This is a genomic window from Streptomyces chartreusis NRRL 3882, assembly GCF_900236475.1.
Classification (GTDB): Bacteria; Actinomycetota; Actinomycetes; order Streptomycetales; family Streptomycetaceae; genus Streptomyces; species Streptomyces chartreusis_D.
In genome coordinates this window covers 5865434-5881063 of sequence record NZ_LT963352.1, presented here as the reverse complement: position 1 = coordinate 5881063, position 15630 = coordinate 5865434, and the positions used below count along the sequence as shown (strand labels likewise).

Sequence of the window (15630 nt, the reverse complement as noted above, 5' to 3'; positions counted from 1 at the left end):
CCCTTCTTCCCCGTACCTCAGGGAGCTCCGCCATGCCCGGAACATCCAGAAAAGCGACCTTCGCGCTCGCCGCCTCCGCCTGCCTCGCCCTCCTCGCCACCGCGTGCACCGGCCAGTCGGACGCGGGTACGAGCGACGACGCGTCCAAGGAGACGACCCTCAACTTCTGGCACGCCTGGAGCGCGCCGTCGGAGGTGAAGGCCGTCAAGGACCTGGTCGCAGGCTTCGAGAAGACGCACCCCACCATCCATGTGAACGTCGTCGGCAACATGACCGACGACAAGATCAACCAGGCCCTGCGCACCGGCGGCGGCAAGGCTCCGGACGTGATCTCGTCCTTCACCACGAACAGCGTCGGGAGGTTCTGCTCGTCCGGTGCCCTGGTGGACCTCAACCCGTTCTTCGAGAAGTCGGGCATCGACCCGGAGAAGACCTTCCCGAAGGCGATGAACGAGTACACCCAGTTCGAGGGGGACCGCTGCGCGGTGCCCCTCCTCGGCGACGCGTACGGCCTCTACTACAACAAGACGGCGTTCAAGAAGGCCGGTATCGCCGCCCCGCCGAAGACCTGGTCCGAGTTCGAGGAGGTCGCAAAGAAGCTGACGATCCCCCAGGGCGACTCCTACGAGCAGCTCGGCTTCATGCCGAACTACCACGGCTGGGAGACCACCACCGAGCACTACCTCGGCCAGTTCTCCCCCACGTACTTCGACAAGGACGGCAAGTCGAACGTCGCCGAGGACCCGGCCTTCGCACAGGCCTTCAGGGTCCAGAAGAAGCTGGTCGACGCCCTCGGCGGCTACCGCAAGCTGGAGACCTACCGCTCCGGGCTCGGCGACGAGTGGGGCCCCAAGCACCCCTTCCACACCGGCCAGGTCGCCATGCAGCTCGACGGCGAATGGCGCCTGGGCATGGCCCTGGACACCAAGCCGAAGTTCGACATCGGCGTGGCCCCGCTGCCCGTCCCCGACGACCAGGCCGACCAGTACGGCAAGGGCTACATCACCGGCACCATCGCCGGGATCGCCGCGACCAGCACGAAGCAGAACGCGGCCTGGGAGCTGGTGAAGTACATGACCACCGACACGGACGCGGTGGTGAACTTCTCCAACGCCATCCACAACGTGCCCTCGACGCTCGCGGCCCTGAAGTCCCCGAAGCTGAAGTACGACCCGCGCTTCAAGACGTTCCTGGAGATCGCCGCGAACCCGGACTCCACCACCGCCCCCGCCTCCGTCAACGGCGGCGTCTACCTCACCACGATCCAGGAGTTCGGCTACGCCTACGAGAGCGGCAAGGCCACCGACCTGAAGAAGGGCCTTCGGGACACCGCCCGGCAGATCGACACGGACATCGCGCAGGCGAAGTAGGCCATGAGCACCCATACTCTGCGCGCGAAACACCGCCGCTCGACGCTCCGCACCCTCGCCTTCCTCTCCCCCTGGCTGATCGGCTTCTCGGTCTTCTTCGCCTACCCCCTGGTCTCCACCGTCTACTTCTCCTTCATGCACTACGACGGCTTCCGGCCGCCCGCCTGGACCGGCACGAAGAACTGGACGTACGTCTTCGAGCACTACCCCTTGTTCTGGCCCGCCCTGCGCAACACCCTGTGGCTGGTCCTCGTCATGGTCACGCTCCGGGTCGCCTTCGGCCTGGGCGTGGGCCTGCTGATCACCAAGATCAAGACGGGTACGGGTGTCTTCCGCACCCTCTTCTACCTGCCGTACCTGGCCCCGCCCGTGGCGGCCACCATGGCCTTCGCCTTCCTCCTCAACCCCGGCACGGGCCCGGTCAACTCCCTCCTGGAGAGGACCGGGCTCCCCGCCCCCGGCTGGTTCAACGACCCCACCTGGTCGAAGCCGGCCCTCACCCTCCTGGCCCTCTGGGGCATCGGCGACCTGATGGTCATCTTCATGGCCGCGCTGCTGGACGTGCCGAAGGAGCAGTACGAGGCGGCGGAACTGGACGGCGCGACACCCTGGCAGCGCTTCCGCTACGTCACGCTCCCGAACATCTCCCCGATCGTCATGTTCGCGGTCGTCACCGGCGTGATCCAGACCATGCAGTACTACACACAGCCACTGATCGCCGGGAAGGTCGCCTCGGGCGTGATCCAGGGCGCGGGCACCCAGTTCGAGCCCGGCTACCCGGACAAGTCCACGCTCACCCTCCCCCAACTCGTCTACAACCTGGGCTTCCAGCGCTTCGACTACGGCTCCGCCTGCGTGGTCGCCCTGATCCTCTTCGCCCTCTCCATGGCCTTCACCGCGCTGCTGATGCGCCGCAAGGGCGGTCTGATCCAGGCAGGTGAACGATGACGCAACTACTGGACAAGCCACTGGTGCTGAAGGCACCGCCCTCCCCCGCGGAACGCACGGCCCACCGCAGGGCGTTCCTGGAGTGGATCGCGATCCACTCCCTGGGCGTCGCGGCAGCCCTCTTCTTCACCCTCCCCTTCCTGTTCGTCCTGCTCACCTCGCTCATGAGCGACAGCCAGGCACTCAGCCGCGACCTGATCCCGCACACCTGGGAATGGGACAACTACCGCAGGGTCTTCGACACCCCGGGCTTCCTCACCTGGTGGCGGAACACCCTGTGCTACGCGGTCCTGGGCACGGCGCTCACCGTGATCTCCTCGATCCCGGTGGCCTACGCCCTCGCGAAGTTCCGCTTCCGGGGCCGAAACCTGGCCCTGATGCTGGTCATCTCGATGATGATGCTGCCGCCGCAGGTGATCATCATCCCGATGTACCTGTTCTGGGCGAAGCAGCTCGACCTGTCCGGCACGCTCTGGCCGCTGATCATCCCCATGGCGTTCGGCGACGCGTTCTCGATCTTCCTGCTGCGCCAGTTCCTCACCACGATCCCCGACGAGTACCTGGACGCGGCCAAGGTGGACGGCTGCGGCGACCTGCGCGCCCTCCTGAAGGTCGTGCTCCCGATGGCGAAACCGGGCATAGCCGCAGTGGCCCTCTTCCAGTTCTTCTACGCGTGGAACGACTACTTCGGACCCCAGATCTACGCCTCGGAGAACCCGGGCGCCTGGACCCTGTCCTACGGCCTGGAGTCGTTCAAGGGCGCCCACCACACCGACTGGAACCTCACCATGGCCGCCACCGTGCTGGTGATGGCCCCCGTGATCCTCGTGTTCTTCTTCGCCCAGAAGGCGTTTGTCGAGGGTGTCACGCTCACCGGCGTCAAGGGTTAGCTCACCGGCGCAAAGGTCAGACGCAAGCAAAGGGTTGGACGCAATGAAACTCACCGTGGTCGGCGGAGGCTCGACCTACACCCCCGAACTCGTGGACGGCTTCGCCCGCCTGAGGGACACCCTGCCCGTCGAGGAACTGGTCCTGATGGACCCGGCGCAGGACCGCCTGGACCTGGTGGGCGGCCTCGCCCGCCGCATCCTCGCCCGCCAGGACCACCCCGGCCGCATCACCACCACGACCGACCTCGACCAGGCGGTCGACGGCGCGGACGCGGTACTCCTCCAACTCCGCGTCGGCGGCCAGGCGGCCCGGGAACAGGACGAGACCTGGCCCCTGGAGTGCGGCTGCGTGGGCCAGGAGACGACCGGCGCCGGCGGCCTGGCCAAGGCCCTGCGCACGGTCCCGGTGGTCCTGGACATCGCGGACCGGGTACGCCGCACCAACCCCCACGCCTGGATCATCGACTTCACGAACCCGGTCGGCATCGTGACCCGCGCCCTGCTCCGGGCGGGCCACAAGGCGGTGGGCCTGTGCAACGTGGCGATCGGCCTCCAGCGCAAGTTCGCGGGCCTGCTGGGCGTCGAGCCCCCGGAGGTCCACCTGGACCACGTGGGCCTCAACCACCTCACCTGGGAAACGGGCGTACGCCTCGGCGGCCCCGAAGGCGAGGACGTCCTGCCCGGACTCCTGACCCGGCACGGCGACAGGATCGCGGCGGACCTGCGCCTCCCCCGCGCCCTGCTCGACCGCCTGGGCGTGGTCCCGTCGTACTACCTGCGCTACTACTACGCGCACGACGAGGTCGTACGAGAACTCGGGACGAAGCCGTCCCGCGCGGCCGAAGTGGCGGCCATGGAACGCGAGTTGCTGACCCTGTACGCCGACCCGTCCCTGGACGGGAAGCCGGCCCTGCTCGCCGAACGGGGCGGCGCCTACTACTCGGAGGCGGCGGTCGACCTGGCGGCGGCCCTGCTGGGCGGCGGCGGCACCCCCTACCAGGTGGTGAACACGTACAACCGGGGCACGCTCCCGTTCCTCCCCGACGACGCGGTGATCGAGGTGCAGGCGGCGGTGGGCGCGAAGGGGGCGTCCCCCCTCCCGGTCCCGTCCGTGGACCCCCTCTACGCGGGCCTGATGGCGAACGTGACGGCCTACGAGGACCTGGCCCTGGAGGCGGCCCTGCACGGCGGCCGGACCCGCGTCTTCCGGGCCCTCCTCTCGCACCCCCTCATCGGCCAGTACGAGTACGCCGAGGCACTCACCGACCGGCTGATCGCACACAACCGGGAGCACCTCGCGTGGGCCTGACCGCACGTGTCCTCGCCATCGACGCCGGCAACAGCAAGACGGACGTCGCGATCGTGACGGCGGACGGAGAGGTCCTTTCCACGGCACGCGGGGGCGGCTTCCGGCCACCCGCGGTAGGCCTGGACGCGGCGATGGACACCCTGACCGACACGGTCGCCCAGGCCCTTTCCACCGCCGGTCTCCCCTCCGTCGACCACGTCTCGGCCTGCCTCGCCAACGCCGACTTCCCGGTCGAGGAGGACCAGTTGGCGGCCGCTCTGCACGCGCGCGGCTGGGGCCCGACGGTGACGGTCCGGAACGACACCTTCGCCGTCCTGCGGGCCGGTGTGACGGAACCCCGCGGTGTCGCGGTCGTCTGCGGCGCGGGCATCAACTGCGTCGGCATGCGCCCCGACGGCCGCACGGCCCGCTTCCCGGCGCTCGGCAGGGTCTCGGGCGACTGGGGCGGCGGCTGGGGCCTGTCGGAGGAGGCGCTGTGGCACGCGGCTCGCGCGGAGGACGGCCGTGGCGATGCCACGGCCCTGGCCCACACCCTCCCCGCCCACTTCGGCCTGCCCTCCATGTACGCCCTCATCGAGGCACTGCACCTGGGCGACATCGAGCAGCCCCGTCGCCACGAGCTGACGCCGGTCCTCTTCGCGACGGCGGCGGACGGCGACCCGGTCGCCCGCGCGATCGTGGAACGCCAGGCGGACGAAGTGGTCGCGATGGCCGTGGTGGCCCTGACCCGCCTGGACCTGCTGGACGAGCCGACGCCCGTCCTCCTGGGCGGCGGGGTGCTGGCCGCCCAGCACCCGCAGCTGAACGGCAGGATCGCCGACGTCCTGGCCGACCGAGCCCCCAAGGCGACCCCGCAGGTCGTCACGGCCGGCCCTGTCCTCGGCGCGGCGCTGCTGGGGCTGGACAGGGTGGGAGCCGGGACGGGGGCGCAGGAGCGCCTGCGGTCGCACTACGGGACGTGAGAGAGGCACGTGCCCGAGGCGGGCCGGGGCCGTGCCGGACAGCGGAACATGGACAGCCACAGGCACCGGAACACGCGAGGGCGCATACTAGGGGCAATGACAAAGCCTGCTGCACCGAAGCGCCATCTGCCCACCAGCCCCTTCAGGGCCCCGGTCATTCCAGCTCCCAAGCACTTCGCTGTGGGCGACCAGGTCACACACGACATGTACGGCCTCGGCCGGGTCATCGGCATCGAGGACGGAATCGCGGTCCTCGTGGATTTCGGCTCGGCCCAGCATCGGATCCTGAGCCCGTACGCCAAGATGACCAAGCTCTGACACCGCTGTGCCCGGTCACGGCACACCAGGTCCCTCCGGGGGCTTGGCACCAGAAGGAGACCTCCCATCGATCTGACCTCGCTGTTCTCCGCCCCGGAAGGGGCACCCCGGAGTACCGCCACGGCCTCACCGCCGCCGACCACGAACCCCTTCCAGGCCCCGGACTTCGGAGAGGACGACAGCGCGACAGCGCCGGAGCCCCTCAACGGCGACCGGCACTGACCTCAAAACTCGCCACGAGAGGGCATGAAAGTGCCCCCTCACCGTTTCAAGATCGCTTGGCAAGGGCTGCAGCCCGACGGCGCAACCCCCACGCCCTGAACCGACCGCTGCAGAAGAGGCCGACACCGACGGACAGAGCGAGCAGCACGGATGAGGGTCCGACGCCGAGGGAGACCGGGTGGTGCCCGGCTGTCCGCGACAACAGAAACATGATCAGCGCGAGGGTCGCCGCCGCCCCGGCGAGGAAGACCGCCAGTTCGGCCCACCACATCGCCCGCGTCGGTTGAGTCGTCACGGCGTCGTTCTACACGCTCGAGCTAGGGCTGTACAGCGGGAGAAGGCCTGCGGAGGAAGCCCGTGAATCGCTGACGCGCGGCCAGGTGTCAGGCACGCGGCAGCAGCCACACCTGCGGGAACGCCAGCATGTCGTCGAACAGGTTGAACGCCGCAGGCTCCAAGGTCACGGTCGCGGCCGCGCCGGTGAAAAGCCCGGCCATGTCCGCGGCGATCTTCTCCATCGCGGGCACGTCCGACGGCAGTGGCTTGACCAAGCGGTAACCGATGGTCGAGTGGAACTGGTAGGTGTCGAAGTTCGCGGCACGGATGTCGAGCAGGTCCCGCAGCTCCCGACGAGTCGTCCACAGCATGTTGAACGTGGTGTCGTCAGCCGGGGCGAGGTCCATGGTGAAGTTCGCGTCGAAGGGGCGGAAGCCCTTGACCTTCATGGTGATCGGGCCGAGCGGCGTCAGGTGAGACTTTTGAAGGCGCGCCAGAACTCGCTGTGAAATCTCCGTCATGTCCCGGCAGTCCGCCAACCACGGCGGCAGCTGCTTGTTGACGACTGCGTCCTGGGCGACCACGTCGAAGACGGTCATGTGCATGCTGTTGTGCGGTAGGCAGACGTACTGGTCGGCCAGCGACGACCGCTTCATGATTTCTTGGGCCTGCTTCTCGGCGTGGAAGAAGGCCGAGTCCTGAGGCACGGGGCAGACGACGGTGTTGCCACGGAAGCGCTGGGCATTGCCGTCGAGGTCCCACTTCTTCCCCGGACCGGCGTTGAGCGGCTCACGCTTGCCGTCGCTCCCGGTGGCCTCGGCGGGTCCGGCGAGGGCCAGACCAGCGGCGGTGGCACCGGCGGCACCGAGCAGCATGCTTCGACGATTGATCGCGGTCATGACGCTCCCGTGGGTCAAAGGGCTGGGGGGAGCTACAGACTCAGTCACGGAAGTGAACGGTCGGCGGACACCGAGCCAAGCACACGTTGAAGTCACGGGTGAGGGTCCTGGTGCGACTCCACGGCACGAAGCGGACCATCCACGTCGAGAAAGAGGAGGGGGCGCTCCACGCTGGTCACGGCGGCACGACTGGGTATCTGTGACGTCGTCAACGTATGGATTAAGTGTCTGGTCTTGTTCCTTCACAGGCCGCTCGTCGCGCTTGAGCCAATTGCAATCCGAGCAAGCTGGAATGTGGAAACGCGGATCGCGACGGTGTTCCCTGTGAGGCGGGCGTGCACGCCGTCGTGCTTCAGCCGTTCCGGGAGCTCAGCACATTCAGTTACCGTCACTCCGAATAAGGCACCCGGAGCTTGGCCCAGGACCTTGCTCCCGGCCAGCCGTCCGCGTCCGCACCCCGGTACCCGAGCTTCCGCTGCCACCTGGCGTAGGAGTCGCGGTGGTGTGTCGTCCACCGACGTCCACTGAGCGGGTGGGCCGAGGGTGGGCCGACCGGACCAAATTCGGTGCACCCCTCTTCGACCAGGCGCATTGCCATCATCCTGATGATCGGGCTGGTCGGCGCACTTTTGAACCATTCGGAACCTGGAAAGGGAACGTAGCCGTCTTCTGCACTCATGCGTGCATGTTAGGCGTATCCACCATTGCCGGCATGTTCACGCCTTTGCGATTAGGTAAGTTCATGCGATTAGCGCGTCTGATTCCGAGTCCCGGCGGAGCGTGCGTGGATGCCGCACACATCCGCACGAAAGGTGCGGCCCCGGCCGACATCGCGGCCCGGCCGGGCATCGCCGAGGGCGACCTGTGCGTCAGGACGTCGTACGAGTTCGTCGTTCTCCCCGAGGGAGGCCCACACGCCGGGGCCGGTGTCGTGAAACGCATGGCCGCGATCGGTGTCACCGTCAGCCACGCCGTGGAACAGCCGGGACCTCTGTGCGTCCACGTCTGGCAAGCGGTGAGGGCGGTCAGTCCTGCCGTTCACGTCGCGACGGTGGCCCGACCCCGTACAACGCTGCCGTCGAGTGATCACCCCTGGGCCGTCTCCGGGCCGTGTCAGGGTGCCCGAGGCCGGCCAACGGCGACCGGCAGTGACAGGCGAGTCCCCGTCGTCCAACACAAAGGCCCAGGTCAGAGCCCCCGAACCATTCGCGTTTCCACCCAGGGGTGGCGGTACGGCAAGATGGGGTGTATCTGCCCACTGCCGTATTCAAGCTGCCGGACGGTTTCTCTTGGCTGAGTTCATTTACACCATGCGCAAGGCGCGTAAGGCGCACGGCGACAAGGTGATCCTCGACGACGTGACGACCAGCTTCTACCCGGGAGCGAAGATCGGCGTCGTCGGCCCGAACGGCGCCGGCAAGTCGACCATCCTCAAGATCATGGCCGGGATCGAGCAGCCGTCCAACGGTGACGCCTTCCTCACCCCCGGCTACACGGTCGGCATCCTGCTCCAGGAGCCCCCTCTGAACGAGGAGAAGACCGTCCTGGAGAACGTCCAGGAGGGTGTCGCCGAGATCAAGGGCAAGCTCGACCGGTTCAACGAGATCGCCGAACAGATGGCGACCGACTACACCGACGAGCTCATGGACGAGATGGGCAAGCTCCAGGAGCAGCTCGACCACGCCAACGCCTGGGACCTCGACGCCCAGCTGGAGCAGGCCATGGACGCCCTGGGCTGCCCGCCCGGCGACTGGCCCGTCGTCAACCTGTCCGGTGGTGAGCGCCGCCGCGTCGCGCTGTGCAAACTGCTGCTGGAGCAGCCCGACCTGCTGCTGCTCGACGAGCCCACCAACCACCTCGACGCCGAGTCCGTGAACTGGCTGGAGCAGCACCTCGCCAAGTACCCGGGCACCGTCGTGGCGGTCACCCACGACCGGTACTTCCTCGACAACGTCGCCCAGTGGATCTGCGAGGTCGACCGCGGCCGCCTCTACCCCTACGAGGGCAACTACTCCAAGTACCTGGAGACCAAGGCCGCCCGTCTCAAGGTCGAGGGCCAGAAGGACGCCAAGCGGCAGAAGAGGCTGAAGGAGGAGCTCGAATGGGTTCGCTCCAACGCCAAGGGGCGGCAGGCCAAGTCCAAGGCGCGCCTCGCCCGCTACGAGGAGATGGCCGCCGAGGCCGACAAGATGCGGAAGCTGGACTTCGAGGAGATCCAGATCCCGCCGGGCCCGCGCCTGGGCAACGTCGTCGTCGAGGTCAACAACCTCAGCAAGGGCTTCGGTGAGAAGGTCCTCATCGACGACCTCAGCTTCACGCTGCCGCGGAACGGCATCGTCGGCATCATCGGCCCGAACGGCGCCGGCAAGACGACCCTGTTCAAGATGATCCAGGGCATCGAGCAGCCCGACTCGGGCGAGATCAAGGTCGGCGACACCGTCAAGATCTCGTACGTCGACCAGAGCCGCGAGAACATCGACCCGAAGAAGACGCTGTGGGCGGTCGTCTCCGACGAGCTGGACTACATCAACGTGGGCCAGGTCGAGATGCCGAGCCGCGCGTACGTCTCCGCCTTCGGGTTCAAGGGGCCGGACCAGCAGAAGCCGGCCGGTGTGCTCTCCGGCGGTGAGCGCAACCGGCTGAACCTCGCGCTCACCCTCAAGCAGGGCGGCAACCTGCTGCTCCTCGACGAGCCGACCAACGACCTGGACGTCGAGACCCTCTCCAGCCTGGAGAACGCGCTGCTGGAGTTCCCCGGCTGCGCCGTCGTCGTCTCCCACGACCGGTGGTTCCTCGACCGCATCGCCACGCACATCCTCGCCTACGAGGGCGAGTCAAAGTGGTTCTGGTTCGAGGGCAACTTCGAGTCGTACGAGAAGAACAAGATCGAGCGGCTCGGCCCGGACGCCGCGCGTCCGCACCGCGCCACCTACAAGAAGCTGACCCGGGGCTGATCTTGCGGCACATCTACCGCTGCCCGCTGCGCTGGGCGGACATGGACGCGTACGGCCACGTCAACAACGTGGTGTTCCTCCGTTACCTGGAGGAGGCCCGTATCGACTTCCTGTTCCGCCCGGAGAAGGACTTCAAGCAGGGGTCCGTGGTGGCACGCCATGAGATCGACTACAAGCGGCAGCTGGTCCACCGGCACACCCCGGTGGACATCGAGCTGTGGGTCACGGAGATCAGGGCGGCGTCCTTCACCCTCACCTACGAGGTGAAGGACGACGACCTGGTCTACGTCCGGGCCTCGACGGTCATCGTGCCGTTCGACTTCGAGGCACAGCGCCCGCGCCGCCTCACCCCGGAGGAACGGGAGTTCCTCCGGGAGTACACGGACGACGACGAGGAGGAGGCCGTCGCCGCATGACGGTGCTCCACCTCGCCGACGAGGGGGAGGCGGCGGATCTCGCGGCCTTCCTCTCCCGGCTGCTCCACTACGACCGTGGGGCCGCCGTGCGCCTCCAGGCGGCCGGCACCGCCCTCGCCGTGTTCGGGCGGCCGCCGTCCTTCGAGGTGCTGGCCGTGCGCGCGGTGCGGCTGGCGAAGCCGTACGAGGACGGGCTCGACGTCACGCTGGACGTGACCGTGTCCGCCGGTGAGCTGCTGGAGTCGGTGGACGAGAGGGGCGCGACGGCCGTCGTGCCGGGCGCGGTGACCGGGCCGCCGTGGGCGGGCCTGCTGCCGCCGCGCGGCGGCTGGCGGCCCGAGCCGGGGCTGCCGGAGCCCGACGCGCTGCGGTCCCTCGTGGCCGCCGCCGTCGCCGAGTTCCGCTCCCGTACGCAGGAGTTGCCGGCCGAGCGGCGCACGCGGGCCGAACTGGACCGGATCGGGCGGGACATCTGGTCCCGTACGGTCGGCGACACCCGGCTCCCGGTCCGGGCCGTGCACGCGGCGCAGTCGCTCGGGTTCCTGCGCCCCGGGGTGCCCTTGGCGCTGTTCTCGTCGGGCGCGTGGCTCAGGCTGCGCACGCCGTACGGGTCGATCGCCGTACGGCGGACCGGGCTCGGGGCGCTGGACGTCAGCGTCCGCTGACCGTCACCACGCCCCTTCGGGTCAGCCCGGGGTGTTCACCATCGACGCCGCCGCGTACGTCAGGTAGTTCCACAGCGTCTGCTCGTGCTCCTCGGAGAGCCCGAGTTCCTCGACGGCGACCCGCATGTGCTTCAGCCAGGCGTCGTGCGCCGCACGGTCGACCGTGAAGGGCGCGTGCCGCATCCGCAGGCGCGGGTGGCCGCGGTTGTCGCTGTACGTCGTGGGGCCGCCCCAGTACTGGATGAGGAAGAGCGTGAGGCGCTCCTCGGCCGGACCCAGGTCCTCCTCGGGGTACATGGGCCGCAGCAGTGGGTCCTCGGCGACTCCCTCGTAGAAACGGTGGACGAGCCGACGGAAGGTCTCCTCCCCGCCGACCTGCTCGTAGAAGGTCTGCTCCTGAAGCGTGCCGCGCCGAATCTCTCTCACGCCCTCCATGCTCTCAGACGCGGGGGCATAGGACTCAAGGCCTAGGACCGGCCCCGATGCCCTTACTGTGGGGGTATGGGCGGGCATGCACCCGACAGGGAACAGGACGATCTCGCCGCCACGGCGCGGGCGGCGCTGGTGCGCCGGATCGACGCGAGCGGCGCCTGGGCCACCGACCCGGTGTGGCGGGAGGCGTTCGCGGCGGTCCCGCGTCACCTCTTCGTGCCGTACTACTACGTCGGCGTCGCCGGCGGGTACGAACGCCGGTGGGGCGAGAGCCCCGACCCGCAGGCGCGTGAGCGGTGGATACGGGGCGCCTACGAGGACACCCCGCTGGCGACCCGGCTGCGCGACGGCGAACTGCTGTCCTCCAGCAGCCAGCCGTCCCTGATGGCGGACATGCTGGCCGCGCTGCGCGTCGAGGACGGGAACACGGTCCTGGAGATCGGCGCCGGCACCGGCTACAACGCCGCGCTGCTCGCCCACCGGCTGGGCGACGACCGCGTCACGACCGTCGATCTCGACCCGGAGATCACCGAGTCGGCCCGCCGGCACCTGGCCGCGGCCGGGTACCAGCCGGTCGTCGTCACCGGCGACGGCGCCCGGGGCGTGCCCGAGCGCGCGCCGTTCGACCGGATCATCGCCACCTGCGCGCTGAGCACCGTGCCGCGCGCCTGGATCGCCCAGAGCCGCCCCGGTGGCCGGATCCTGATGCCGCTCGCCACCGGGCTGGTCGTGCTCAGGGTGAGCGACGCCACACATGCCGAGGGGCGCTTCCTGCACACGCCCGCCTACTTCGTGCCGCTGCGCGGCGGGAGCCGGCCCGGGGGCGAGCCGCTCCAGCTGGGCGGCGTACCGCGCAGGGCCCGGGAGGACGACCTGTTCCGCTTTCTGCTGGCCCTGACGCGCGGCACCCTCGACCCGCAGGAGGCGCACTCGCTGTGGGAGCAGGAGGGCAGGCCGCAGCGCGAACGCTACGGCATCACGGTCAGCGGGGACCGGGAGTGGGCCTGGCTGGACGACCCGGAGGGGCCGTACGCCTGGCCCCTCCCGACCTGACGAGGCCGCCGGCCGGGGCTCTCAGCCCCGGCGGATCGTGATCGTCGTCCAGGCGCCCACGTGCACCCGGTCGCCGTCCTGGAGCGGTACGGGGACGAACGGCTGGATCGGGTCCTCCGAGCCGTTGACCGTCGTGCCGTTCGTCGAGTTCTGGTCGACGACCGCCCAACTGCCGTCGGGCTGCTGGACCAGCACCGCGTGCTGGTGCGAGACGCCCGGGTCCTCCGGCGGCACCGAGAGATCGATGTCGGGGGTGTCGCCGGTGGAGTGCCGGCGGCGGCCGATCGTGATCTGGTTGCCGGTGAGCGTGCGCTGCTGCTCGGGCGAGTACGCGGGCAGGTTCAGGCCCGCGGCCTCGGGTCCTGAGCGCTGCATCATCGCCATGAAGTACTCACGGTCCGGGCCGATGGTCGCGGTCCAGGTCGCCGGCCCCTGGGGCGCCTGGGGCTGCTGCGGGAAGCCGCCGGGGCCGGGCGGGGCCTGCGTCGCGCCGGGCTGCGGGTAGCCGTAGCCACCGCCCTGACCACCACCGGGGCCGGGCGGGGCCTGGGTGGCGCCGGGCTGCGGATAGCCGTAGCCGCCGCCCTGACCACCACCGGGGCCGCCGGGGCCACCGGGCCCGCCAGGGCCGCCGCCCGGGCCGGTGGGCGACGGCGGGGGGATCACCCAGTCGTCACCGCCGCCGCCGAAGGACTGACCGCCCTGCTGCGGACGCCGGGTCTCCTGCGGGAACCCGGGCGGAGCCGGCGGGCCGGACTGCTGGAAGCCCTGCGGAGCGCCGCCGGGGCCACCGGGACCTCCGGGACCTCCGGGGCCGGGCGGCGGTGGGGCCTGCCGCGAGGGGTCGGGACCGAATCCGGGCGGGCCGGGAGGACCACCAGGGCCACCAGGACCGCCGGGGCCACCCGGGCCGGGACGACCGCCGGGGCCGCCGGGCCCGGGGTGGCCCGACGGGTCGCTGCCGAACGGCGGGATCGGCTCGGCCGGGCGGTTCACCTGCGACGGGCGGGAGCCCTGGTACTCGTACGAGTCACCGCCGCCGTACGACGGACCCGACGGGCCGGGAGGACCGGACCGACCGGGCTGGCCCGGCGGCTGGAAACGCACGCCCGGGCCGGGCGGGGGCGGGGCGGCGGGGGTGTACGAAGTCGCCGTGTTCGTCAGGAAGTTCCACCGGCACTCCTCGCAGAACGGTGCGCCGCCCTCACGCGGCGTACGGCACTGCGGGCAGAGCTCAGGCTCGGCGTTCGGTACGGCGGACAGGTGCGGAGGACGCCCACCGGGCTGGCCACCGGGGCCGCCGGGAGGGCCGCCAGGGCCCCCTGGGCCGCCCGGGGGCGGGAAGCCGTAGCCGCCGGGCGGGGGCGGCGGGGGAGGAGGCGGAGGCACGGCACCCGCCATGCGGTGACCGCAGACCTCGCACCAGTCGTCGGAACCCGACTGGTGTCCGTTCGGGCAGGTCGGCATGTCGGCGCGTCCCTCCTTCGATTCCTTCTAGGTCACTTCTTCACGCGAACAGTCTTGGTGGACCGGGTCTCGAGCGTCATCTCGTCGGCCTCCTCGACCTTCGCCTTCAGTCGCACAGTACCGGTCGCGGCATCGACCACGTCCACCACCTTCGCAAGCAGTTTCGCAGTATCGGCGTTCCCGGAGGCACTCGCGAGCTGAACGGCCCGGCCCAGTTTGGCCGTTGCTCCGTCTATATCTCCTGACTTGCGAAGATCCAGCCCTTGTTGGATGACTTGCGCCAATTCCGCCTGCCCGGTGTAGTGGGCGACTTGGGGGTTGATCGACGTCGAGGCGACCATGTCGTCCGTCCACACGGCACGGACCAGGCCCTGCGCGCCGAGGTTCTGGACGGTGCCGTCGGGCTGCGGAATGACCAGCGAGATCCGGGCCGCCAGCATCTCCTGCCCGATGTTCGCGGCCGGGACCTCGACGCAGACGTGGTAGTCACGGGACTCGTCTCCCCAGGAACCCAGGGGATAGTCGCCGGCGCGCGGTCCCGCCTCGGTGCGCCGGCCGGTCAGTTCCTCGACCGTGGGCGCGACCTGCTTGAGGAACTTCACAGTGGTGCCGACCGGGGTCCACAGCCGCAGGGAGACGTCCGCGACCTCCTTGCCCATCGCCGTCTCCATCATCTGCGTGAAGTCGGCGGCGAGCCCGGCCGGGTCGGCGACGATGTCGGCGGTGCCGAGCAGGGCGGAGGCGATCGCTGTGACTTCTTTCACTTCCCAGTCGGTGCCCACGCCGCGCGCGTCACAGGTGAAGCGCCCCGCGCACGCGTCGAGCGCGGCCTTCAGGTCCTGGGGCGCCTCGTGTTCGTTGCGGCCGTCGGTGAGCAGGATGCCGTGCCGGATGGCGACGTCGGCGGAGGACAGCAGGCGGTCGGCCAGTTTCAGCCAGGTGCCGATGGCCGTGCCACCGCCCGCGCTGAGCGAGCGCAGCGCCTTCTTGGCCTGCTCGCGGGTGGTGGCGTCGGCGACCGCGAGGGTCCCGCCGCCCGGGTAGACCTCCTTGGCCACGTGCGTCCCGCCGATCACGGCGAAGTGCACGCCGTCGCGCAGGGTGTCGATCGCGGCGGCCGTGGCGTCGCGGGCGTTGCGCATCTTGGTCGCCGGGTAGTCCATCGACCCCGAGCAGTCGACCATGATCGCCACGGCCGCGGACGGGCCCCGGCCGGGCGAGAAGAGGTGGGGCGCGGAGACCGCGCTGCCGATCGTGCCGCCGCCGGTCGCCGTCACCGTGACGATGGCGTTGACCTCGCCGGCGCCCTCCGGCAGGTACTCGTTCTGGTACACGTCCACCGAGAACTGGGGCACGTTCGACTTCGAGAAATTGGCCATGCCTGCTTCGATCCCCCTCGAAAGCCCCCACCGGAGCGGGGTGATGACGGTGGGCGGACCGGTCCCCTCC

15 protein-coding genes and 1 pseudogene are annotated in these 15630 nt (G+C 69.8%); 11 read left to right on the top strand and 5 right to left on the bottom strand.

Going from position 1 to position 15630, the window contains the following annotated elements:
- Positions 1 to 32: 32 nt before the first annotated feature.
- From SCNRRL3882_RS26635 to SCNRRL3882_RS26610, 6 genes are all read left to right on the top strand, one after another.
- Positions 33 to 1370 carry an ABC transporter substrate-binding protein gene (locus tag SCNRRL3882_RS26635; protein ID WP_010046731.1) on the top strand — a complete coding sequence of 446 codons (1338 nt, stop codon included), beginning with the start codon at positions 33 to 35 and terminating at the stop codon, positions 1368 to 1370.
- Between the two features lie 3 nt (positions 1371 to 1373).
- Complete coding sequence (locus tag SCNRRL3882_RS26630; protein WP_010046732.1) at positions 1374 to 2318, top strand: carbohydrate ABC transporter permease; 945 nt, start codon at positions 1374 to 1376, stop codon at positions 2316 to 2318.
- Complete coding sequence (locus SCNRRL3882_RS26625; protein WP_010046733.1) at positions 2315 to 3208, top strand: carbohydrate ABC transporter permease; 894 nt, start codon at positions 2315 to 2317, stop codon at positions 3206 to 3208. Before SCNRRL3882_RS26630 ends, SCNRRL3882_RS26625 begins: the two co-directional genes overlap by 4 nt.
- Positions 3209 to 3251: 43 nt before the next feature.
- Positions 3252 to 4517: a 6-phospho-beta-glucosidase gene (locus SCNRRL3882_RS26620; protein WP_010046734.1), complete on the top strand. Its 1266-nt coding sequence runs from the start codon at positions 3252 to 3254 to the stop codon at positions 4515 to 4517.
- A complete protein-coding gene (locus SCNRRL3882_RS26615) occupies positions 4508 to 5479 on the top strand; it encodes an N-acetylglucosamine kinase (protein WP_010046736.1) in 972 nt (323 codons plus the stop codon). The genes SCNRRL3882_RS26620 and SCNRRL3882_RS26615 overlap by 10 nt, the downstream gene beginning before the upstream one ends.
- Positions 5480 to 5575: 96 nt before the next feature.
- Positions 5576 to 5797, top strand: a complete 222-nt coding sequence (locus tag SCNRRL3882_RS26610) for a hypothetical protein (RefSeq protein ID WP_029181646.1) — start codon at positions 5576 to 5578, stop codon at positions 5795 to 5797.
- Between the two features lie 605 nt (positions 5798 to 6402).
- Here the strand turns inward: SCNRRL3882_RS26610 and SCNRRL3882_RS26600 are convergent.
- Entirely contained in the window at positions 6403 to 7194 is a 792-nt protein-coding gene (locus SCNRRL3882_RS26600; protein ID WP_102514869.1) for a DUF1868 domain-containing protein, read from the bottom strand.
- Between the two features lie 388 nt (positions 7195 to 7582).
- The gene (locus SCNRRL3882_RS41160) at positions 7583 to 7873 is read right to left on the bottom strand and encodes a peptidoglycan-binding protein (protein WP_173937294.1); all 291 of its coding nucleotides are present in this window, start codon (positions 7871 to 7873) and stop codon (positions 7583 to 7585) included.
- Positions 7874 to 8002: 129 nt separating this feature from the next.
- On the opposite strand from SCNRRL3882_RS41160, the pseudogene SCNRRL3882_RS42655 reads away from it, so the two are divergent.
- The 4 genes and pseudogenes from SCNRRL3882_RS42655 to SCNRRL3882_RS26580 all read left to right on the top strand — a co-directional run.
- Positions 8003 to 8185 (top strand): annotated as a pseudogene (locus tag SCNRRL3882_RS42655) (GntR family transcriptional regulator); the annotation flags it as partial.
- Between the two features lie 298 nt (positions 8186 to 8483).
- Positions 8484 to 10148, top strand: coding sequence for an energy-dependent translational throttle protein EttA (gene ettA / locus SCNRRL3882_RS26590; protein WP_010046743.1), 1665 nt, complete (start codon positions 8484 to 8486; stop codon positions 10146 to 10148).
- Positions 10149 to 10150: 2 nt separating this feature from the next.
- Positions 10151 to 10564, top strand: coding sequence for an acyl-CoA thioesterase (locus SCNRRL3882_RS26585; RefSeq protein WP_010046748.1), 414 nt, complete (start codon positions 10151 to 10153; stop codon positions 10562 to 10564).
- Complete coding sequence (locus SCNRRL3882_RS26580; RefSeq protein WP_010046750.1) at positions 10561 to 11229, top strand: hypothetical protein; 669 nt, start codon at positions 10561 to 10563, stop codon at positions 11227 to 11229. Before SCNRRL3882_RS26585 ends, SCNRRL3882_RS26580 begins: the two co-directional genes overlap by 4 nt.
- A gap of 21 nt (positions 11230 to 11250) precedes the next feature.
- Here SCNRRL3882_RS26580 and SCNRRL3882_RS26575 read toward each other — a convergent pair whose 3' ends face one another.
- Positions 11251 to 11664 (bottom strand): globin, encoded by a 414-nt coding sequence (locus SCNRRL3882_RS26575; protein WP_010046752.1) that lies wholly within the window; start codon positions 11662 to 11664, stop codon positions 11251 to 11253.
- 66 nt (positions 11665 to 11730) lie between these two features.
- On the opposite strand from SCNRRL3882_RS26575, the gene SCNRRL3882_RS26570 reads away from it, so the two are divergent.
- Positions 11731 to 12714, top strand: a complete 984-nt coding sequence (locus SCNRRL3882_RS26570; RefSeq protein WP_010046754.1) for a methyltransferase domain-containing protein — start codon at positions 11731 to 11733, stop codon at positions 12712 to 12714.
- 21 nt (positions 12715 to 12735) lie between these two features.
- On the opposite strand, the gene SCNRRL3882_RS26565 is transcribed toward SCNRRL3882_RS26570, so the two are convergent.
- Positions 12736 to 14181 (bottom strand): FHA domain-containing protein, encoded by a 1446-nt coding sequence (locus tag SCNRRL3882_RS26565; protein ID WP_040904173.1) that lies wholly within the window; start codon positions 14179 to 14181, stop codon positions 12736 to 12738.
- Between the two features lie 32 nt (positions 14182 to 14213).
- Complete coding sequence (locus SCNRRL3882_RS26560) at positions 14214 to 15560, bottom strand: vWA domain-containing protein (RefSeq protein WP_010046757.1); 1347 nt, start codon at positions 15558 to 15560, stop codon at positions 14214 to 14216.
- Between the last annotated feature and the right edge of the window lie 70 nt (positions 15561 to 15630).